Consider the following 20,232-nt stretch of genomic DNA (forward strand, 5'->3'; position numbering starts at 1 on the left):
GCCAGCAGCGCTGGTGTTGTACGAACAGAACAGTGCAGCTTCAACAGATGCTGAGGAAAACCGGACATGCTGCTGAGAGGATCGAGGCTGGGAGATATCTCCGGCGAGGTGCTTGATTTCATCTCCTCCAGGGATGCGGATCTGTGGATAGCAGAGGCCGACGTTCTTGTGGATATGGCGCACCTTCTGATGCTTTACGAGAGAGGGCTGATACAGCGAGAGGACTGCGCTGAAATACTCAAAGCGCTGAAGGAGCTGCTCGCAGAGGGGTTCGGCGTTCTCGGAGAGGGAGAGGACATACACGAGGCGATTGAAGCCTACATCATAGAGCGCGTGGGGCCGGCCGGCGGCAGGATGCACACAGCGCGATCAAGGAACGATGAGGTGGCCACATGCATCCGGATCGCTCTTAGAGAGCAGATGCTCGGCCTCATGGAAGAGCTTCTGCAGATGATCGATGCGCTGGTGCGGATCGCAGATGAGACCAGGGAGCGCATCATTCCTGGTTACACACATCTGCAACATGCTCAGCCCACGACTCTCGCGCATCATCTCCTTGCACACGCAGACGCTCTGATAAGAGATCTCGAGAGGTTCGAGGATGCCTACGACAGGGTCAACCTCAGCCCGCTGGGCGCAGCGGCCTTCGCATCCACCGGATTTGATATAGACAGGTACATGACATGCGAGCTTCTCGGCTTCTCCGGGATTGTGGAGAACAGCATGGACGCTGTGTCCGGCAGAGACTTTGCGCTGGAGGTTCTTTCGGACACATCGATACTGATGATAAACCTGAGCAGGATCGCGGAGGAGATCATACTCTGGTCGACCTGTGAGTTTGGATACCTGGAGGTAAACGATCTCTTTGCATCGACGAGCTCGATAATGCCGCAGAAGAAGAACCCTGACACGGCTGAGCTCGTGAGGGCGAAGAGCGGTACTGCCATCGGCTCCCTCGTAGGAGCGCTGAGCATAGCCAAGGCGCTCCCGATGAGCTACAACAGGGATCTCCAGGAGCTCACGCCCCACATATGGCGCGGGATTGGAGCTGCAAGATCATCGCTCAGGGTCATGAAGGGCTGTGTGTCAACGCTCAGGTTCGACTTTGAGAGACTCGAGAGATCATCAGCTGAAGGATTCACGACAGCCACCGAGCTTGCTGATTCAATGGTAAGAATTACAGGCATCCCGTTCAGAACTGCTCACCAGATTGTAGGGAGGATTGCACGCCTTCCAGGGAAACCCAGCCTGGAGGATCTCGACAGGATAGCCATGGAGGTGGCAGATCTGCGGCTGAGCCAGATGGGGTTCACGGCTGAGGATCTCGAGAGAGCCCTCGATGTGAGGACAAACGTCTCGATGCGCTCCAGACCTGGCGGTCCTGCGCCGGAGGAGGTCTCAAGGATGCTGGATGCCAGGAAAAAGTACATGGAATCAGCATCCTCCAGGATAGCGGAGAGGCGCTCAAGTGTCGACGCAGCCATAAAACGCCTGATGGAGCTTGTCGATCGCACGGTGGCGTCTTCATGAATGGGGTCTCTCTGTAAGCTGCGTCCCGATTATAGTATAAATTGATATAATATTGTATGTTACATAGAATCATCTATGAAGTACGGGTTAGTGTGCAGATTTTAAATTGATAGAGAGTAACAGGGCGCAAACTCCAATCTTTGGAGTAAGCCCGTACGCAATATAGAGGAGCAACGATCGAGATGAGATCTGCCTACAAGTTCCGGCTGTATCCGACTCGGGCTCAGATCAAAAAGCTGGAGGACACGCTGGAGACATGCAGGCAGCTCTACAACGATGCTCTGGCAGCGAAGAAGGAAGCATGGGAGGATGACCGCTACAATCTGACGTACTATGAGATGGCAAGGCAGCTATCAGCGAACCGCAAGAGGAACACCTCTCTCAAAGCTGTATATGCCCATGTACTTCAGGACGTTCTCAGACGTGTTGACAAAGCGTTTCAGAACTTCTTCAGGCGGGTTAAGAACGGAGAGAAACCAGGATATCCACGATTCAAGGGCAGGGGATGGTACAAGTCGTTCACCTATCCAGATGCCGGTATCGGCTACAAAATCGAAGGATCGAAGCTCATTCTGTCTGGTATAGGTGCCATCCGGATCTTCAAGCATCGAGAGATCGAGGGCAAAATCAAGACATGCACCATAAAGCGCGACAGCACCGGTGCATGGTATGCGATCTTCTCCGTCGATACAGAAGAGGAACCGCCCAGGGTGGATCCAAGAACTGCTGTAGGTGTTGATGTAGGTCTGAAGAATGCTGTGACGCTCTCGACTGGCGAGACGTTCAGCTATCCGAGGTACCTCATACAGATGGAAAAGAAGCTAGCAGCAGCACAACGGAGACTCTCCAGGAAGATCAAGGGCTCGAAGAACTGGATCAAGCAGAAGCTCAAGGTTGCCAGGATCCACAGAAAGATCAGGAATCTCAGAGACGAGTTCCTGCATCAGATCTCGAAGAAGATTGTAGACAAAGCGGATCTCATAGTGTTTGAGAACCTGAACATCAAGAGCATGGTCAGGAACCACAACCTCGCGAAACACATCTTAGATCACTCCTGGGGTCGATTGATTCAATACGCAACTTACAAGGCTGCAAGGGCTGGTAAGTCTGTTGAGCTGGTCGATTCCAGGTATAAGTGGCTACTTATAGTAGCCACTGCTTCTACGTCAGTAGAAGCACGTCACAGAGATGTTCAGGTTGTGGTACCATCGTACCGAAAACACTGAAGGATCGAGTCCACGAATGCCCGAAATGCGGGCTCAAGCTGGACAGAGATCATAACGCTGCATTGAACATAATCACCCTCGGACTGAGGGGTAGAGCCTGTGGAGAAGCGGCTACTGAAGTAGCCGCTGCTTCTACTTTAGTAGAAGCATACTGGATGAAACAGATCGATGAGGCAGGAAGCTCCGGCCTTCAGGCCGGAGAGGAAGTCACTTATATGAAGTGACGCAAAGGACAGTGGGTTCCGCCATCCAAATGCTGAAACACTGCCATCCAGCAGCGTGAGCCAGCGGCGAATATCGCGATGTTCGACCCCTGAAATAGAGCATTTGAAATAATTTATCGTTCTGTTTTGTCAATCTACTATTTAAACACACCATAAACTGAACAAATAGCATTATTTTTAATTTATATCTTTAGGGTAACAAATTAATATTATGATTCCGCCAGAGAGCACAAACGAAGGAGGGATTTATAACTTGGCGACGAATAAGCCGCTGGACTCCACCATCAAGGTGCTCGACACCACTGCGAATCCGGCCCCACTCGGGCTCATGGGCTTCGGCATGACCACAGTACTCCTGAACCTGCACAACGCGGGTTACTTCGAGCTCAGCGCAATGATACTGGCCATGGGTATCTTCTATGGAGGCATAGCACAGATAATAGCCGGGATCATGGAGTGGAAGAAGGGGAACACATTCGGAACCACAGCCTTCACCTCTTACGGCCTCTTCTGGCTCACGCTGGTCGGCCTGATACTCATGCCCGGCATGAATCTCGGAGAGAAGGCATCTCTTCCCGCAATGACCGCATACCTCTTCATGTGGGGGCTGTTCACAGCAGTGATGTTCTTCGGGACGCTGAGAGCGAACAGGGCCCTGCAGTTCGTCTTCCTCTCGCTGGCGATCCTGTTCTTCCTGCTCGCGGCCAGAGATGCAACAGGCAGCGCTGCTATAGGGACGCTGGCCGGCTACGAGGGAATCATCTGCGGCCTCTCCGCGATATACACAGCCCTGGCTCAGGTTCTGAACGAGGCTCACGGAAGGGTCATACTCCCGCTCGGACAGGTGAAGTGATCACGCTGTCCTCTTTTTTGACTGTACACTATGACGATCACTGTAGCATTCGATAAACAATTATTTATTAGATCGTATTGATGCATTCGCTTTCCGGGAATGATGGTCAACATCTGGATCAGCCGAACCAGCCAGATTTATATACATATAGCTATATAACATTATAAACATGCCGACCACGATCCAGGTGCAGGACGATGTATACAGGATGCTGAAACTCCTGAAAAGGGAGATAGATGCAGAATCTTATAACGAGGTGCTCAAATATCTGTTCAGGAAGGCCAAGAGAATGGACGAATCCGAGTTCGGAAGCATGCCAGGAATAGAGCCGTTCCAGAGGGAGGAGATTGATCGTTTTGATTGATTCCTGGGCGTGGGTGGAGTTCTTCGCCGGCACCCCGAAAGGAGAGCTGGTCAGGAGCTACGTGATGAATGAGGACCAAGAGATAATCATAAGCAGCATCAACCTGGCTGAGATATACCGCATCGCGCTCGACCGGTTTGGTGAGGCCGCAGCAGAGAAGCGACGCAGGGCCATGACCTCAAGGTGCTACCTGATTCCTGTTGATGAAGAGATCGCTATCATGGGCGCCAGATTTAGACATGAGCGGGACTGGGGCCTTGGTGATGCGCTGATTTATGCCACTGCGATTCGGGAGGGGGCAAGGGTCCTGACCGGAGAACCTCACTTCAAAGGGCTGAACGATGTGATATTCATAGGAGATTAGGCTGCAGGATTTGAAGGCGAAAGAAATAATCAGACGATGATGATATAGAGCAGCAGGGCGTAAACTCCCCTCCCCGGAGAGGAGGTCACGCATGCACAGTGTGGGAATCTTGATATATCGATCTGCGGAATGTGCTCTTGGAGGGGTTCCGATCAAAGAGGAGATATGGATTGAGAAGTACAGGCCCACAAGCCTGGATGAGATCGTGGGCCAGCCTGAGATAGTCAGGCGCCTCAAGTCATACGTGGCCACGAGAAACCTGCCCCATCTCCTCTTCTCAGGGCCACCGGGTGTCGGAAAGACTGCAGCCGCGATCAGCATAGTGCGAGAGATATTCGGCGAGAGCTGGAGGGATAACTTCATCGAGCTCAATGCATCTGACGAGCGCGGCATAGATGTCGTTCGCACAAAGGTCAAGGACTTCGCCCGGATGGCGCCGCTGGGAGGGGCTGAGTTCAAGGTTATATTTCTGGATGAGGCGGACGCGCTGACAAGCGATGCTCAATCTGCTCTCAGGAGAACCATGGAGAGGTACAGCGCGACCTGCAGGTTCATACTCTCCTGCAACTACTCTTCGAAGATCATAGAGCCGATACAGTCGAGGTGTGCGGTTTACCGGTTCAGGGCTCTGACTCCAGAGGCCATCGAGAAGAGGATACGGTACATCGCGGAGCAGGAGGGCGTTGAGGTGACAGAAGACGGCATCGCGGCCATAAACTACGTCGCAAGGGGAGACATGCGGAAGGCGATAAACGCGCTCCAGGCCGCGGCTCTGATAAGCGACAGGGTGGATATGAACACAATCTACCAGATAACATCAATGGCGAGGCCGGAGCAGATCAGGAATCTGATAAAAATGGCGATGTCCGGGGATTTTGCAGGCGCGAGAAACGAGCTCGACGATCTTCTCCTCGTACAGGGGCTCTCAGGCCAGGATGTGGTGGTGCAGATCCATCGCGAGATGCTCGACCTGGATGTGCCTGATGCGGATAAGGCCAGGATGATCAACCGGATAGGAGAGATAGACTTCAGGATCACAGAGGGGGCGAACGAGAGGATTCAGCTCGAGGCCCTTATCGCCTACATGGCCCTCACAGGGCTGTCAAAATCGACAGCCGCATGATCTCCAGGAATTCCACACAGAAATCGCGTTCTGAACATGACTTTATACGCCACGCGTCTCCACAGCGGGATCTCAAAAAACATATGACCTGCACAGATCGGTGTCTGCACAGGTCTCGCCGCGCACCGGATCTTCCCGGATCCTGTCCTCTCGTTTTCGGATGCTCCTCAGATCTTCTGTATCTCCTCAGGTGTTGCTATCTTGACGCCCCTGGCGCTCAGGGTTCTCCGTGCGGCCTCAATATCATCTACGCGCATTATCAGCATCGCCTTCTCCGATTTCGCGGTGACGAATGCATATGCGTAATCGATGTTGATGTTGTTCTCCCCCAGAGCGCTGACAATCTCATATAGACCTCCGGGCGTATCACGCATCTCAACCGCCAGCACATCCGTCATCGAGACCGTGAACCCGGAGTTGCGCAGAACCTCATAACCCTTCTGCGGGTCGTCAACGACCATCCTTATAACACCAAAATCGCCGGCCTCTGCGATGGTCATCGCTCTTATGTTGACTCCAGCATCTGAAAGAGTCTTCGAGACCTTGGCCATCCTGCCGGGCCTGTTCTCCACAAAAAGTGATATCTGCTTTATCTCGCTCATCAAAACCACTCCCTTAGACCTTACGGGTATCTATGACCCTCTTTGCCTTTCCCTCCGAGCGCGGTATGACGCCCGGCTCCACCAGCTCAACCTCTGCAGATATGTTGAGAACATTCTTCAGCTCCTTGGATATCCTCCTGTTCAATGCCATGAGATCTCCTATTCTGTCGCTGAAGCCCCTGTCGGTGAGCTCGACCCTTACCTTCATAACGTCAAGCGCGCCCTCTCTGCTGACAATGATCTGGTAGTGCGGCCCGACCTCTGGTATGTTCATGAGCACGGATTCGATCTGGCTCGGGAAGACGTTTATGCCGCGGATGACCAGCATGTCATCCGTTCTCCCGAGAATTCTCATTATCCTCGGGTGTGTGCGACCGCACTCACATGGCTCGGATTCCTTGATAGTGAGATCCCCAATCCTGTATCTTATGAGAGGCATCGCCCACTTGTTCAGCGTGGTCACAACCAGCTCTCCTCTCTCCCCATCCTCGACCTGCTCCCCTGTCTTCGGGTCGATGATCTCTATGAGGAACATATCAGCCCAGACATGGATCCCGTTCTGGTGCTGGCACTCCGTGAAGAGCGGCCCGCTTATCTCGCTCGTCCCGTATATGTCGTAGGCCTTGATGCCTGTTGTCTCCTCTATTCTCTTCCTCGTCTCGAGAGACCATGGCTCTGCGCCGAAGATGCCTGCCCTGAGCTTTGTGTCCTCTCTGATGGAAATGCCCATCCTCTCAGCGACCTCTGCTATGTGCAGGAAGTACGATGGTGTGCATGCTATCGCTGTGCTCTCAAGGTCCTGCATGAGCTCGATCTGGCGCTCGGTGTTGCCGGTGCTTGTGGGAAGCACTGCGGCACCGATCCTCTCCGCCCCGTAGTGGAGACCGAGACCGCCTGTGAAGAGCCCGTAGCCATAGCCGACCTGGATTACATCGTTCCTGCCCAGCCCGATGGACGTCAGGGCTCTTGCGAGCGACTCCGTCCAGGTCTCGATGTCGCCCTTCGTGTATCCGACAACCGTCGGCTTGCCGGTTGTGCCGCTAGAGACGTGGTATCTCACGACCCAGTTCCTCGGAAGGCAGAACATTCCAGTCGGATATGTGTTTCTCAGATCGACCTTTCTTGTGAACGGAAGCTTTGTTATGTCATCAAGCTCCTTCACATCGTCAGGCGTGACGCCTGCCTCAGCGAAGCGCTGCCTGTAAAAGGACGAGTGATCGTAGACATATCTCGTTATGGCCTTCAGACGGTCAAGCTGGAGCGCTTTAAGATCCTCAGCTGGCATGCGCTCCATATGCGGATCCCAGTATCCAGACATCGGTATCTACCCGTGTGCTATGATGTGGCATCTATGATAAAAAAGAATCGATGAGCTGATAATCCGCGCTCTCATGTGTTTATCAGCATGTGAGGGAGTCTAGAAGTGTTATGCCAAAGAAGCTGGTTCCCGACAGGCTTCTCTGATTTGATCCAGTGATCGTAAGCAGGATCTGGAAGCAGCGGAAGTTTGTCAGCGTGGTATACAAATTGTTCATTATCGGGGCGCGTCTTCCCGGACCGAAGGCCGGGATATCAGCTGCCCCTCACAGGATGATCTCTATGTTCAGCTCCTCTGCGAGCTCCTTGTACCTGTTCCTTATGGTGACCTCTGTCACTCCAGCGACGTCAGCCACCTCTCTCTGAGTCCTTCTGTCGTTGCACAGTATAGAGGCTATGTATATGGCTGCCGCCGCGACACCGGTCGGGCCTCGTCCGGAGGTGAGCTCCTTCTCCGCGGCCTGCCGCAGGATCTCTATGCCCTTCGCCTGGACATCGCCCTTGAGGTTGAGACCTGAGCAGAATCTGGGTATGTAATCGATCGGGCTCGTCGGCATGAGCTTGAGCGAGAGCTCGCGCGAGACGAACCTGTAGGTCCTTCCGATCTCCTTCCTGCTTACCCTGGAGACCTCAGCGATCTCATCGAGCGTTCTCGGCACGTTGCACTGCCTGCACGCAGCATAGAGCGCAGCAGCCGCGACGCCCTCTATGCTCCTTCCGCGGATCAGGTTCTTCTCGACCGCTCTCCTGTAGATCACGGCAGCGGTCTCCCTCACGTTTCTGGAGAGGCCAAGGGCGGATGCCATCCTGTCGAGCTCTGAAAGGGCGAATGCGAGGTTGCGCTCTGTTGCGTTGCTGACCCTTATGCGCCTCTGCCACTTCCTCAGGCGGTAGAGCTGCGCGCGGTTCTTCGAGGATATGGTCTTACCGTAGGAGTCCCTGTTCCTCCAGTCGATCATCGTTGAGAGTCCCTTGTCATGGATCGTGTAGGTCATCGGGGCGCCGACCCTCGACCGCTTCATCCTCTGATCGTGATCGAAGGCCCTCCACTCAGGGCCCTGATCGATGAAGTTCTCGTCTATGACCAGGCCGCAATCAGAGCATACAAGCTCCGCTCTCTCATAGTCCCTGACCAGAGCACGACTTCCACACTCGGGACACTCTACAGTATACTTATCAAGCTCCTCTTCCTTCTCCTTCTCGCGCTGGAGCTTGATGCGCTCTTTTATCTTCTCCTGCTCTGTGCGCTCTATCTCTCTAATTCTCTCTATCTCTTCCACTTACCATCTCTCCTGGGAGATTCCACATAGAGCATGCTTCCGACGTGAACCGTCGCGTTGACTCCTCTGGCGGGTCTGACGATAACATACGGCCTCTCCAGAGGACCGAAGATATCAGAGACCTTACCGATCTTTGTGCTCTTTCGATCAACAACCACAGATCCGATCTTTGGAGGATCGGCTGCATCCCTGCGAACAATAAGTTTATTCTGAACCACATGGAGTGCTGTTCCCAGCCTCTTCAATAGTTCACCTCAGCAAGGATAGAGCATCACTAGTATATAAAGATTTCGAAAACCATTTATCCCATTAGGTCAACCTCCTGGCACCAGGAATGTTCGAAAGATTGTCTACGGTTCCGGATGCACAGGAGCTCATCGACAGGGCCTTCAGGCGCGGCTCTAAGGCTGTCAAGGCTGCGGGGAATGATGCAGCCTTTGTCGGCACGGCTGGAGGCGTCCTGGCCACCGCTCTATCATCAATCGTCAGGAGGTTTCCAACGTTCGAGAAGCTGCCTGAGTTCTACTACGATCTCGTGGATGCGGTGGTTGGCGTGGATCAGCTGCGCATATCGCTCTCAAGGGTGGGATGGGCCTCAAAGCAGATACAAAGAATAGCAAGAGACTACATGCGGGGCCCGAGGGGCGGTGAGGAGATGAGATCCGCTTTGGGGAGAATGGCGTCCGTCCTCAAATCGATCGATGAAGATCTCGTGTTTCTGAACGAGGCATCAGCGCGTCTGAGGGAGATCCCAGGCATAGATCCCTCACTCCCCACGATCATAATCGCCGGCTATCCGAATGTGGGGAAGTCAAGCTTTCTCGCAATGGTCACCAGGGCCAGGCCTGAGATCGCCAGCTATCCCTTCACAACCCAGGGCCTGATCGTCGGTCACATCACCAGGAATGATCAGAGGTATCAGATTGTGGATACACCAGGGCTTCTTGACAGGCCGCTTTCGGAGAGAAACGAGATCGAGAGGCAGGCGATCGCTGCCATGCGGCATCTCAAAGGTGTCGTGCTCTTCCTCATAGATCCAACAGGCCACTGCGGCTACCCGCTCGACTCCCAGCTCAGGCTTCTTGATGAGATACGGAGCTGGCTGGAGCTGCCAGTCGTCGTGGCGTACAACAAGTCAGACATACCATCTGAGCATAATCCAGCAGATGGCATCAGGATATCAACGCTCACAGGGGAGGGTGTGCAGGAGACGCTTGATATCTGTCTGTCTATGATGAGCGAAGAGTCTCGCCTATAAACCTCACCAGTCCGGGTGAGACCTTCAGATCCTCTGAGAGGCTCTCTGCGATATCCTCAGGGCTCATACCCGAGCTCGTGAGCTCTGATATCCTCTGCAGATCCTGCTCATCTATTACCAGGTACTCGCTCAGATCCTTCCTGTGGCCCCATACATCTCCTTCTATCAGTGAGATCCCGTGGATCTGCAGAAACATCTTGCCGGCCTGTGAGAGCGTTCGATAGTAAGATGCAGGCACCTGTATCGCCTTGAGCTGGGGGCACCTCTGGAGAAGCCTGAAGATGTCCGCATTCGATGCCCTGAACGCAAGGTGCACGAACAGCTCATCCCTGTTCAGCCGTTCTATCTCGCTCTTTGAGCTTACCACTCTTATCCTCAATGTGGCTCACCCGGGTTGCATTTGCCATCCCATCATCCATTCCTGGATATAAATTTGGTGATCGAAGCAATATTGCTTTTCTCGAGCAAAAACCTGCTCTCAAGGCAGCTTCTCGGTCCAGACTCACCAGGTCTTGCACTCGCACCATTGAGCTCAGATGCATGCGCTCCTGTGATATTCATGGGCATTACCAGATGTTTGGTCCCGAAAGTCCTGACTCCATATGCACAATCGTCATGGGGTCCCGGGCTCGTACCATGGAGTTTCGTCTGAGCCTGTGGTATTCCGTTGCATTGCTCCCAGAACGCAGTGCTGTGTTGGATAACCTCCCGGGATAACGTCTCCAGATATCGATTCCAATCTATTCTCCATGCATTCCTGAAATCGTCTTCCGCTTGAGGATTTTCATGACTTATCCAACACAACAGAACGCACCTATTCCCGTAGCCTCTTTAGTTATTCGAGTCCACGACAATCATCATGTTCGTTGTTATAGCTGAGCTCAGATCAGCCGGTATTCATGTGATGCCGGTGAACATCGAATCCAGACCGGCTGTTCTGTGACCCGGCTTTCAGCGGTCCATCCGTTCCACTCAGCATGTCTGCTCTGGCACACAGACAATAAAGAGGTCCACACTGCGCCATGGTTCCAAGCGCTGTGCCTGCTGAGAATTGAGTTTTACGCCTCCGCCACCTCGTAGTCTGTGTCCATGGTGTCCTGGAGGCCATCTTTGGATATGTGGGAGACCATCCTCTCAGAGACGTCCTGATCTGAAAGTATCTCCTCGAACCTCTTCAGGTATCCATCTCTCTCAGAAGCCCTCTGGCTCTCGAATATGTTCTTGTACTCGCTCACGGTGGATGGAGCCACATGAAGGATCTCGCTCATCTCCTTCACAGACTTTCCCTCCTCCCAGAGCTTTATGAAGAGCTCCCTGTCGAAGGGCGGCTTGAGGTCTGAATCGCGGAAGAGGTGTAGCTTTATCCGCGCCCTGCTCACAGTCTTGTTGAGCGCACGGTCTCCCAGCTGCTCTGCGATCTCAGTATCGCTGAGACCTTTGTAAAACAGTCTTACAACAGTCGCGAGCTGTTTTGGCGTGAGCTTTGTCTGTATATTGTATGCCTTAATCATCTCAGAGACGACGCCAAGAAGGGCCTGCTCGATCTCAGAAGTGCTTCTCAAGGTACCATGCTTTTTTGCAGGCTTCTCGACGACCTTGGTCGTGGGGGCGATCTTCAGGACGAGCTCTCTTAAATGATCGGTCTTGCCGCTCAATTAATCACCCATCGTGAAACTCCTCTGTTTATAGTATAAAGAGATTTCCATTGTATTATTGTTTATGATTGGATGCAGACAGTTCAAATCCAGCGCGCAGAAGTCCCAGACTGGGAGGAGCGGGCATCTGTGCATATACCGATCGTGATTACAGAAAAATAAATATGCACCGCCCCCCTCTCTGCCTTCTTGCAGATGGAGGCAGGCAGCTCAGACTATCCGCTCTCCCGCACCCGGTCCCCACATCGCGTTGTATATCTCCTCGACCTTGAAGAGGACCGCAGCCTTCGCCGGCAGCTTTGGATTCACTCCATGAACCCACTTGACCATATCCTCGTAGATCGGCCCCGACCTGTGGACCTCAACAGATCCCTTTATCTGGAACGACTTCTTTGTCTCAGAGTTGTAGCAGACGATTGACATCTTCGGGTTTTCCTTGAGGTTCGCCGCGGTCTTGTTGAAGAAGTTGTCCGCGATCAGGAGCCTCTCGTCATCGAGTATCTTGAGGAGGCCTATGAAAACAACGTTTGGAACCCCATTTTTGCTGGCGGTAGCTATTGGCACAGGCTTCTGCTTCTCCAGGGTCTGCTTCACGTCCTCTGGCATTCTTGCCATTCAGATCACCATGTTAATCGGAAGAGGGCAACATATTTATTTTTTCCCTGGAGAGGGGCTGGTGCAGTGCTGCGAATGCGAGAGGCCATCACATCCCTGACCGGGTCGTGGGCCCGAATAGCTGAACGGCTCTCCTGGGAGCGACAGCCTGCAGGCAGGATATCCCCTGAATGTGAGAGATTGGGAGCGATGGATTTCCATGACACAGGTATGCAACCAGGCGACCCGGAAGCCGGGTCATGTCTGATTCTCACGGAATCTGCTGAGGAGGCTCTCGTAGAAGGTCCTCTCCTCGCCCTCTGTCGTCCTGACGAGCCGGTCGAGTATCAGCTCCGGCGTGGATCTGGCAAGATGGTTGTACCTTGGGCTCCGGCTGAGTATGAGGTTGTTGTTCTCATCCAAACCTTCTGCCTCTATCCCGTCCACCCTGACAGCTGTCATTGAGAATCTGCGTATCTCATCTGCAAGATGGCTCACAAAAAGCGCTATAGAGCCGTTCTCATGGATCATATCAAGTATCGATGCGATTATCCTGGCGGACGCCCCGGGCTCTGTTATCGCCTCCATCTCGTCCGCGAGCACGAGCTTTCGTTTCTCGGTGGCGACTGCAGAGAGCTTTCTCATCGTGCTCTCGAACGCTCCTGCGCTGAGGGTGCCGCTGCTCTTCGCAAAGAAGTAAAGCTCCTCGAAGATCGATATCCTGCACTCGCTCGCGGGAACCGGAAGGCCCATGTGTGCGAGTATCGCTATCTGTGCGATGAGCTCCAGCAGCGATGTCTTGCCGCCGGAGTTCACCCCGCTCAGTATCGCAGCCCTCTCTCCATACTCCGGGATCCCGCCTGCTCCCAGGCTGTAGCTCACAGGCTCCGGATTCTCGATGAAGAGATGCCTGCCATCGCGGAATCCTATCCCCGGAGCGTCGATGAGCTCAGGCATCGTGAGATCGAACGATATAGCGAAGCTCCCGATGGCGTAGAGGAAATCGAGCCGCATAAGTCTTTTCACGAGATCCGCTGCGATACCATCCATGCTCGCCAGCGATCTGGCGATCTCTCTCCTCCTGCCCAGCGCCTCTTCCTCCCGTTTTCTTCTCAGCTCAAGCTCGAGCTGGCGCAGCGCCCTGTGGTTGATCTCGATGGGGTACTTTATCTCCTGGGGTATGATCTCCTCAAGCCATGCGGCCTCGCCGCCTTTCAGGCTCAGATCCGCGGCGATCCTCGCCCTTGCATCGGATATCACGGATTTGAAGATGCCCTGCATCTGCATCTCAAACACATCTCTGATCAGATCTCCGCGCCCCAGCGCCCTGAGAAGATCCGGCCCGCCGAGGGTCACGGAGCTCGCCTCTATGCGCTCGCGTAGCTCGATGTTCGCCCGGGCGAGCGCAGAGTCGATCGCTGAAGGCAGTCTTCTGAGAACATCATCGATGCGTGATATGCCGGATGAATCTGTTTCATTGAACAGCCGCCTGAGCGCCTCCCTGAGCTTATCCAGTTTCTCAAACTGCTCAATGCCCCTATCCTCAAGCATCGCTGCGAGCTCCATGGCAGCCTCCAGGGAATCCCTGTTCTCTGTGTAGAAGCTCAGGACAGCCTCGGGGGCGATGTACCAGATGTCAAGCCGCTCTGCGACCTCCACTCCGGGAAGGGGTGCACCGGGATCGCCAAGAACGATCACATGATTATAGCTGCTGGCTGTATCACGCATCTCCGCCGGACTCTCTGCCAGATGAATGTCGAGGAAACGATCGAAGCCCATCGATCTTGCCCTGGCGAGTTCCTCAGGGGATCTTGCGACGATAGCCCTTCCTTTTATCCTCTGCGCCTCCCTCCGCCTGAGCGGCTTTATCCTGCGCAGGAGATCCCTTACGTCGCCGAGCCTCCTGCGGAGATCCAGAGCGCGCATCGAGATCGAGCGCATCTCATTTATGAGCTCCGTGGATCCGGACGGGAAAAGAGTGGCTATCCTCATCTTGGCATAGATAGTGTTCGCGTGCTCTGCCAATCTGTTCAGGACTGCTCTGTATATTCTCTCAGCCTCATCGGTGGCCAGGAAGGATTCGGGAGAGGCGCGGTATCGCAGGCCTCTGGCTGCTCTGACCGTGGCTATGGCCTGGCGCTCGCCGATCGCCGCTCTCAGATCCTCCATATCCTCATCTGCGATCGCCCTGAGGGCCATCTCCTCGCTCCCGAAATGTGAGACAAGACGCTCCCTCAGGCGCGGCCCCACCCCGGGAATATCCTGCAGTCTCACACCCTGGAGTGGTGTGCTTTCTATATATGAACGTCCTCATATTGATCTGGGAGCAGGAGAAGGTTGGGATAATGAGCAGTCCTGGCATGCCAGGGATCGTCGTGGCAGGATTCGGCTCTGGCGCTGATCTTGTGCGCCGCGTGGCCCGTAGCATGGCGTGTGGCTCTGGGGATGTGATACGCATCGATCAAAGCTCCTGCGCTGTCTCCATTATTGAGCCAGGTGTTGAGAGGCATGCATCGCAGACGCTGAGCTCCGTAGAGCTGCCAGAGCTTCTGGGCGGCTCAGCTGTTGTTTTCATGATATCCGATGGCAGGGAATGGATGCGCACGTCGCGCCTTGCTGCCAGGATTGCGGAAGCGGGTGATGTCGCGGTCATGGTTTTTCTGGTTGCTGATGCAGAGGGCGATGGTCAAATGCACATGCCTGAAGATCGGCGCCTCCACCACTCCAGCCATGAATGGATCTCAGAAAGGAGCTCTGCGGTGGTAGTTGACGTCTCCTCAGAGTCTGATGCCGATCTGCGCCTCGGGAAGATGATCGCATGCATCTCGAACATGCTGCTCGAACCATCCGTCATCAATTTGGACCTCGCGGATCTCAGGACGGTGATGCGTTGCGGCACAGAGGCATGCATCATCTCCGGAACAGGCAGATCTCCGGAGAGCGCCCTGCGGGATGCCCTCGATAAATCGCTGAGCCTGATGGATATGAGCCGGGCGAGAGGCTGTCTACTGCACATAACAGGTGGTTCTGCTCTCACGCTGAGGGATGCGAACCACATAGCGGAGAGCATGACGGTAGCTCTTGATCCAAGGGCGAATGTGATATGGGGGATGAGGGTCAGGGATGATCTGGAGATTATAGAGATCACGGCGGTGCTCACAGGGAAAAATATAATGCGGAGTTCCAGAGGAACAGATATGAATCTGGAGGATCTGAGGGGCGGATGGGGAGATGGAGCAGATAAAGAATAAACTGCAGGAGCAGCGCTGCGGAGATCCACCTCTCAGGCCGAACCGGATCGTTCACACGGGCATGAGACTGAAATATGGTGAGGGGATATGACAGAAGAGCTCGGCGCGCTGGCAGTTTCGCTGATCCTGATAGCGGCTCTGATCTACAGCATAAAGCTCTACATGGAGGTCTGAGCCCGCAGGGATCTGACCCGCTCCCTTACTGGAGCGAGTATCTCTATCATGTACTCAGCGCAGGCCTTCTTCAGATCCATAGGATGGAGAGAGCCGCTCACGAATGATTCCTCGAGCGCTCTGTAGCTCTCGAATGTGACATCTCCTCCGAACTTAGCCGGTCGCCGCACGGTGACCGAATCTACCCTCGGAAATATGTGATACCTGAATATCTCTGTGATCGGATTGTTCTCTGTCACCTTTGCCGGGCAGTATGCGGCCATGATCTTTTTCTCTATCTCATCGGCAGGTTCATCGACAGCTATGTTGTTTCCCTTTGAGGATGACATCTTCTTCCCGTCCAGCCCCGGGATAAGGGGTGTGTGGATGCACACCGGCGCAGGGAACCCCAGCTTCGGCAGCTCCTCCCTTGCGAGCATGTGTATCTTTCTCTGATCCATGCCGCCAACTGCGACATCTATCTTCAGATCGGCTATGTCCACAGCCTGCATCAGCGGATATATCATCTGGGAGACCATGGGATTCTCAGCGCTCCTCGATACCTCGTCCATGCTTCTCCTCGCCCTGTTCAGTGTCGTGTTCCTAGCCATCTGGAGGACCTTTATCACATACTCAGGTCTAAGCTGATACTCGGTTCCGTAGACGAACTCGGTTCTTTCCGGGTTTAGTCCCAGAGCGATGAAGCACTCCTTGTTGTAATCAGCGATCCTCCTCACCTCCTCCAGCGATCCCTTCTCGTTGAGGTAGGCGTGAAGATCCGCCAGGAGGACGACCACATCGAATCCCGCCCTCTGCATATCAAGAAGCTTGTTCGCGGTGAGCATGTGGCCCAGATGTATGTTCCCGCTCGTCTCGTAGCCGACATACGCCCTCGGATGCTCCCTGGCGTCAAGCATCTCCCTAAGCTCCTCCAGCGTCACAACCTCTTCCGTGTTCCTTATCACCAGCTCCAGCCGATCCAATGAACTTCACCACCGAGCCGGTGGAAATCAACCCGTATAATGCTTTTGGTCCCCGGCTTGGAGAGCGGTTCACATCAATGGACGTCCTCCATATATTCATCATGAGGATGTGTATCATTGTGATCAGCAGCATGTGACCTGGAATTCATGAGGCAAAAGACCACCATTTCAGGTACAGCGATCCGGGCGAGCGACCTGAAACTTCAAAATGTACAGCATCTGCTGGGCAGCACTGGGGTTGCTCGAGCTTCTGTGGTGAGACAGACTGTTCAGTTAAAAGTCAAGCTCGAGCTCTTTGAATCGGAGATGTCTGCAAGGCCGGGCCGCTCTCCGTTGGGCACAAGTGTATATGTTGAATTGCCTGCGACAACGACAACACAACCATTCCCTGGTGTTGCGTTGTATCCGTGTGTGACGAGCAGAAACGCCAGATCCAGAGATGTCATGAGAGGATCATCATAGGAGGAAAGCAACTCCATGAGTCCGGTATCCACACAGCTCGCTGGAATCAGCAGCACCAGCATTGCAAGGGAAAGCACATTCATACACCTGTACATCTGTCTCACCGCTCTCTATGGGGCACTGGATGATATTTAAACCTCACAGAACATGAGATCAGTACTTCAGGATATTACAGATTGTACGTAAGTGATCTCTGCATTACTCGCAGCGAAATCGAGCTCGCCGATGAGCATGTCCCAATTTCACAAACCTTTTATACCATGCCTGGTGTTTAGCTTTTACGGAGGAAAAACAATGACCGGCGAACCGTTGGCAGTGGACTATTATATCCCGATTATTCTGTTTCTGGTGATGGGTGCCATCGTGCCTATTGTTGCTCTAGCTGCCGTTAAGATCATTTCTCCTCTGAGACCTAACCGGCGTAAGGCGTCAGTGTACGAGGGCGGACTCAAACCGGTCCGCGACCCGAAGATCCGGTTTAATGTTCAGTATTATTTGTTTGCCATCGTCTTCGTGATCTTCGATGTCGAGGTTCTTTTCTTGTATCCATGGATTTACGTCTACGCTTCTGAGTTCATGAAGAGGTTCATGATCTTCGGCTTCATCAACATGGCAGTGATCGAGATGGTGCTTTTCATCGCGGTACTGGTCGTCGGACTGCTGTATGCGATAAAGAAGGAGGCGTTGCGTTGGGTATAAGCGATGTAATACCTGTACCCGTGGCCATCGACGAGGAGATCGAGAAGTGGACGATCTGGGGCCGGCCGGTGGCGGACGTCTGGTTCACCACCACCGAGAAGATACACCAGATCATCCAGATGGGTCCTATAAAGAACATCCTCAACTGGGGCCGCAAGAACTCGCTCTGGTTCCTGATGCAGCCGATGGGCTGCTGTGGCGTGGAGATGCTCGTCTTCGGCTGCCCGCACTATGATTGCGATCGGTTCGGGATCATTCCCAGAGCCACCCCGAGGCAGGCCGACGTGATGATCATCAGCGGCTACATCACGAGAAAGTATCTCCCCGCAATCAAGAACCTCTGGGAGCAGATGCTCGAGCCCAAGTGGTGCATCGCTGTCGGAGAGTGCGCCATATCCGGAGGACCGTTCTACGATTCGTACAACATAATACAGAACACCAGCGACTTCTTCCCGATCGATGTGTACGTTCCTGGATGCCCGCCGAGGCCGGAGCAGTTCATAAAGGGCTTCGTGGAGCTTCAGGAGAAGATCAAGCAGCGCAAGGATAAACGAGGCTACTAGGAGGGAGGTCTCTGCTTACGGCTGGCGATGTATTGAGCGCGATCCAGTCGGCCTTTCCAGGATCGGTTCTTGAGTCGAGGGTCGAGTCTGATCGCCGCCTATGGATAACAGTCGATCCGAAAAAGCTCGTCGAGATAACACAGTTCCTGAGGGACAAGAAGGACTTCGATCACTACTCCGGTGCTGCCGGGGTCGACAGGATAAACGATAACCTCTTCGAGGTCGTGGAGATCCTGACGAGCCACGGGGCGCATCAGGTCGTCGTCCTGATGAAGGTAAAGATACCCAGGGACAAACCCTCGGTCAGATCCCTAACAGGTCTTTACTGGAATGCGAACTGGTACGAGCGCGAGATCTGGGAGATGTACGGCATCAACTTTGAGGGGCACCCGGAGCTCTATCCCCTGCTGCTGCCCGACGAGCTCGTCGGATACTGGCCCTGGAGGAAGGACTTCAAGGGATATCCGGATACGACAACAGGCGAGCGCGCGATAGAGCAGGTGGGCCCTGACGGCTACACAGAGTTCAAGATAATGCCCCACCCGGAGCTTATAAAGGCGGGCGTGGTGCCTGAGAGGCCGAAGTATCCGACGTTCAGGGAGCGGGAGGAGGCTGAGATAAAGTCCGACTCTGAGATGATCATGCACATGGGTCCACAGCATGCGATCGTCCCCGGGCCGTTCCTTCTCGATCTCCTCATCGAGGGCGAGAGGGTGAAGAAGGCGTTCCTCGATGTGGGATACATCCACAAGGGCATAGAGAAGATAATGGAGAACAGGACGTACCTGCAGGGTTTGGTTTACACAGACAGGATGTGCTACCTCGCATCGATAACAAACAACGAGGCGTACTGTGGAGCAGTTGAGAAGCTTCTCGGAATAACTCCTCCAGAGAGGGCACAGTACATCAGGGTGATACTCGCGGAGCTCTCAAGGATTCAGAGTCATCTTCTGGGAACAGGCGAGTTCCTGACGCTTCTCGGTGCTGCGACATACTCTCCATTCCAGTACATGATCATAGACAGGGAGGACATAGTGTATCTGATGGAGAGCGTCACCGGCGCCAGAATCACGCACACCTTCGTGAGGTTCGGAGGGGTCAGAAACGATCTGCCTGATGGATTCGCAGACAAGGCCCGCCCGATACTGAAGAGGATGAGGGAGAGGACGGAGGAGTACATGGATCTGCTCCACAGCGATCCGATATACACGAGAAGGATGCGCGGGATAGGCGTTCTCTCTCCTGGAGATGCGCGCAGGCTTGGCGTCTCCGGACCGCCGCTGAGGGCATCCGACACGCCGTATGATATGCGCAGGGAGGATCCGATTCTGGTCTACCCGGATCTGGACTTCAAGGTCGTGACGAGGAAAGCAGGAGATGCGGAGGCGAGGGTTGAGGTTCGCCTGGAGGAGATCCTGGAGAGCATCCACATCATAGAGCAGTGTCTTGACCAGATCCCGGAGGGGCCGATACAGGAGAAGCTCCCGAAGAAGATCAAGCCGGAGCCAGGAGAGGCATACTACAGGGTCGAGGATCCGCGCGGTGAGATGGGATTCTACGTCGTGAGCGATGGCTCTGAGAAGCCATACAGGGTGAAGGTCAGGGGTCCGGTGTACGCATACATGCAGGCGCTTCCGCCGCTTCTCGAGGGTGCCTACGTTGCTGATGTGGTCGCGATAGCAGGCAGCATGGACGCATGCACGAGCGAGGTGGACCGCTAAGGGGGATTCG

22 protein-coding genes are annotated in these 20,232 nt (G+C 54.1%); 12 read left to right on the forward strand and 10 right to left on the reverse strand.

Going from position 1 to position 20,232, the window contains the following annotated elements; translation table 11 throughout:
* Nucleotides 1-66: 66 nt before the first annotated feature.
* The 7 genes from argH to QFX31_RS04330 all read left to right on the forward strand — a co-directional run bounded on the left by argH (nucleotide 67) and on the right by QFX31_RS04330 (nucleotide 5,684).
* The gene (argH, locus tag QFX31_RS04300; protein WP_348530893.1) at nucleotides 67-1,530 is read left to right on the forward strand and encodes an argininosuccinate lyase; all 1,464 of its coding nucleotides are present in this window, start codon (nucleotides 67-69) and stop codon (nucleotides 1,528-1,530) included.
* A 182-nt stretch (nucleotides 1,531-1,712) separates the two neighbouring features.
* Nucleotides 1,713-2,756, forward strand: a complete 1,044-nt coding sequence (locus tag QFX31_RS04305; protein WP_348530894.1) for a transposase — start codon at nucleotides 1,713-1,715, stop codon at nucleotides 2,754-2,756.
* Between the two features lie 62 nt (nucleotides 2,757-2,818).
* Complete coding sequence (locus tag QFX31_RS04310) at nucleotides 2,819-2,980, forward strand: hypothetical protein (RefSeq protein ID WP_348530939.1); 162 nt, start codon at nucleotides 2,819-2,821, stop codon at nucleotides 2,978-2,980.
* 253 nt (nucleotides 2,981-3,233) lie between these two features.
* Nucleotides 3,234-3,833 carry an acetate uptake transporter gene (locus QFX31_RS04315; RefSeq protein ID WP_348530895.1) on the forward strand — a complete coding sequence of 200 codons (600 nt, stop codon included), beginning with the start codon at nucleotides 3,234-3,236 and terminating at the stop codon, nucleotides 3,831-3,833.
* A gap of 169 nt (nucleotides 3,834-4,002) precedes the next feature.
* Nucleotides 4,003-4,197, forward strand: coding sequence for an antitoxin VapB family protein (locus tag QFX31_RS04320; RefSeq protein WP_348530896.1), 195 nt, complete (start codon nucleotides 4,003-4,005; stop codon nucleotides 4,195-4,197).
* The gene (locus tag QFX31_RS04325; protein WP_348530897.1) at nucleotides 4,190-4,561 is read left to right on the forward strand and encodes a type II toxin-antitoxin system VapC family toxin; all 372 of its coding nucleotides are present in this window, start codon (nucleotides 4,190-4,192) and stop codon (nucleotides 4,559-4,561) included. The genes QFX31_RS04320 and QFX31_RS04325 overlap by 8 nt, the downstream gene beginning before the upstream one ends.
* Nucleotides 4,562-4,712: 151 nt before the next feature.
* On the forward strand, nucleotides 4,713-5,684 hold the full coding sequence (locus QFX31_RS04330) for a replication factor C small subunit (protein ID WP_348530937.1): 972 nt from the start codon (nucleotides 4,713-4,715) through the stop codon (nucleotides 5,682-5,684).
* 167 nt (nucleotides 5,685-5,851) lie between these two features.
* Here QFX31_RS04330 and QFX31_RS04335 read toward each other — a convergent pair whose 3' ends face one another.
* The 4 genes from QFX31_RS04335 to QFX31_RS04350 form a co-directional block, all read right to left on the reverse strand.
* The gene (locus QFX31_RS04335) at nucleotides 5,852-6,286 is read right to left on the reverse strand and encodes an ACT domain-containing protein (RefSeq protein ID WP_348530898.1); all 435 of its coding nucleotides are present in this window, start codon (nucleotides 6,284-6,286) and stop codon (nucleotides 5,852-5,854) included.
* Between the two features lie 13 nt (nucleotides 6,287-6,299).
* A complete protein-coding gene (locus tag QFX31_RS04340) occupies nucleotides 6,300-7,604 on the reverse strand; it encodes a phenylacetate--CoA ligase (protein WP_348530899.1) in 1,305 nt (434 codons plus the stop codon).
* Between the two features lie 265 nt (nucleotides 7,605-7,869).
* Entirely contained in the window at nucleotides 7,870-8,883 is a 1,014-nt protein-coding gene (locus tag QFX31_RS04345) for a transcription initiation factor IIB (protein WP_296610238.1), read from the reverse strand.
* Nucleotides 8,871-9,128 (reverse strand): Gar1/Naf1 family protein, encoded by a 258-nt coding sequence (locus QFX31_RS04350; RefSeq protein WP_348530900.1) that lies wholly within the window; start codon nucleotides 9,126-9,128, stop codon nucleotides 8,871-8,873. Before QFX31_RS04350 ends, QFX31_RS04345 begins: the two co-directional genes overlap by 13 nt.
* 89 nt (nucleotides 9,129-9,217) lie before the next feature.
* Between QFX31_RS04350 and QFX31_RS04355 the strand changes: the two genes are divergently transcribed.
* Nucleotides 9,218-10,141, forward strand: a complete 924-nt coding sequence (locus QFX31_RS04355) for an NOG1 family protein (RefSeq protein ID WP_348530901.1) — start codon at nucleotides 9,218-9,220, stop codon at nucleotides 10,139-10,141.
* Here QFX31_RS04355 and QFX31_RS04360 read toward each other — a convergent pair.
* The 4 genes from QFX31_RS04360 to QFX31_RS04375 all read right to left on the reverse strand — a co-directional run bounded on the left by QFX31_RS04360 (nucleotide 10,113) and on the right by QFX31_RS04375 (nucleotide 14,664).
* Complete coding sequence (locus QFX31_RS04360) at nucleotides 10,113-10,520, reverse strand: DUF1699 family protein (protein WP_348530902.1); 408 nt, start codon at nucleotides 10,518-10,520, stop codon at nucleotides 10,113-10,115. The two genes, QFX31_RS04355 and QFX31_RS04360, sit on opposite strands and share 29 nt — an antisense overlap.
* Nucleotides 10,521-11,199: 679 nt before the next feature.
* Complete coding sequence (locus tag QFX31_RS04365) at nucleotides 11,200-11,796, reverse strand: DNA-binding response regulator (RefSeq protein WP_348530903.1); 597 nt, start codon at nucleotides 11,794-11,796, stop codon at nucleotides 11,200-11,202.
* Nucleotides 11,797-12,006: 210 nt separating this feature from the next.
* Complete coding sequence (locus QFX31_RS04370) at nucleotides 12,007-12,411, reverse strand: pyridoxamine 5'-phosphate oxidase family protein (RefSeq protein ID WP_348530904.1); 405 nt, start codon at nucleotides 12,409-12,411, stop codon at nucleotides 12,007-12,009.
* A 237-nt stretch (nucleotides 12,412-12,648) separates the two neighbouring features.
* A complete protein-coding gene (locus QFX31_RS04375; protein WP_348530905.1) occupies nucleotides 12,649-14,664 on the reverse strand; it encodes a helix-hairpin-helix domain-containing protein in 2,016 nt (671 codons plus the stop codon).
* Nucleotides 14,665-14,690: 26 nt separating this feature from the next.
* On the opposite strand from QFX31_RS04375, the gene QFX31_RS04380 reads away from it, so the two are divergent.
* Nucleotides 14,691-15,641, forward strand: a complete 951-nt coding sequence (locus tag QFX31_RS04380; RefSeq protein WP_348530906.1) for a hypothetical protein — start codon at nucleotides 14,691-14,693, stop codon at nucleotides 15,639-15,641.
* 158 nt (nucleotides 15,642-15,799) lie between these two features.
* Here the strand turns inward: QFX31_RS04380 and QFX31_RS04385 are convergent, their stop codons facing one another.
* Nucleotides 15,800-16,777, reverse strand: coding sequence for a tyrosine--tRNA ligase (locus QFX31_RS04385; protein WP_348530907.1), 978 nt, complete (start codon nucleotides 16,775-16,777; stop codon nucleotides 15,800-15,802).
* Nucleotides 16,778-17,046: 269 nt separating this feature from the next.
* Nucleotides 17,047-17,334 carry a hypothetical protein gene (locus QFX31_RS04390; RefSeq protein WP_348530938.1) on the reverse strand — a complete coding sequence of 96 codons (288 nt, stop codon included), beginning with the start codon at nucleotides 17,332-17,334 and terminating at the stop codon, nucleotides 17,047-17,049.
* Nucleotides 17,335-17,533: 199 nt separating this feature from the next.
* Between QFX31_RS04390 and ndhC the strand changes: the two genes are divergently transcribed.
* The 3 genes from ndhC to fpoD are packed head-to-tail and all read left to right on the forward strand — an operon-like array spanning nucleotide 17,534 to nucleotide 20,222.
* Nucleotides 17,534-17,938 carry an NADH-quinone oxidoreductase subunit A gene (gene ndhC / locus QFX31_RS04395; protein WP_348530908.1) on the forward strand — a complete coding sequence of 135 codons (405 nt, stop codon included), beginning with the start codon at nucleotides 17,534-17,536 and terminating at the stop codon, nucleotides 17,936-17,938.
* The gene (nuoB, locus tag QFX31_RS04400; protein ID WP_348530909.1) at nucleotides 17,929-18,501 is read left to right on the forward strand and encodes an NADH-quinone oxidoreductase subunit NuoB; all 573 of its coding nucleotides are present in this window, start codon (nucleotides 17,929-17,931) and stop codon (nucleotides 18,499-18,501) included. Before ndhC ends, nuoB begins: the two co-directional genes overlap by 10 nt.
* Nucleotides 18,502-18,533: 32 nt before the next feature.
* Nucleotides 18,534-20,222 carry a F420H2 dehydrogenase subunit FpoD gene (fpoD, locus tag QFX31_RS04405; RefSeq protein ID WP_348530910.1) on the forward strand — a complete coding sequence of 563 codons (1,689 nt, stop codon included), beginning with the start codon at nucleotides 18,534-18,536 and terminating at the stop codon, nucleotides 20,220-20,222.
* Nucleotides 20,223-20,232: the final 10 nt, after the last annotated feature.

It is taken from the genome of Methanothrix sp., from assembly GCF_030055635.1.
Lineage (GTDB): Archaea > Halobacteriota > Methanosarcinia > Methanotrichales > Methanotrichaceae > Methanothrix_B.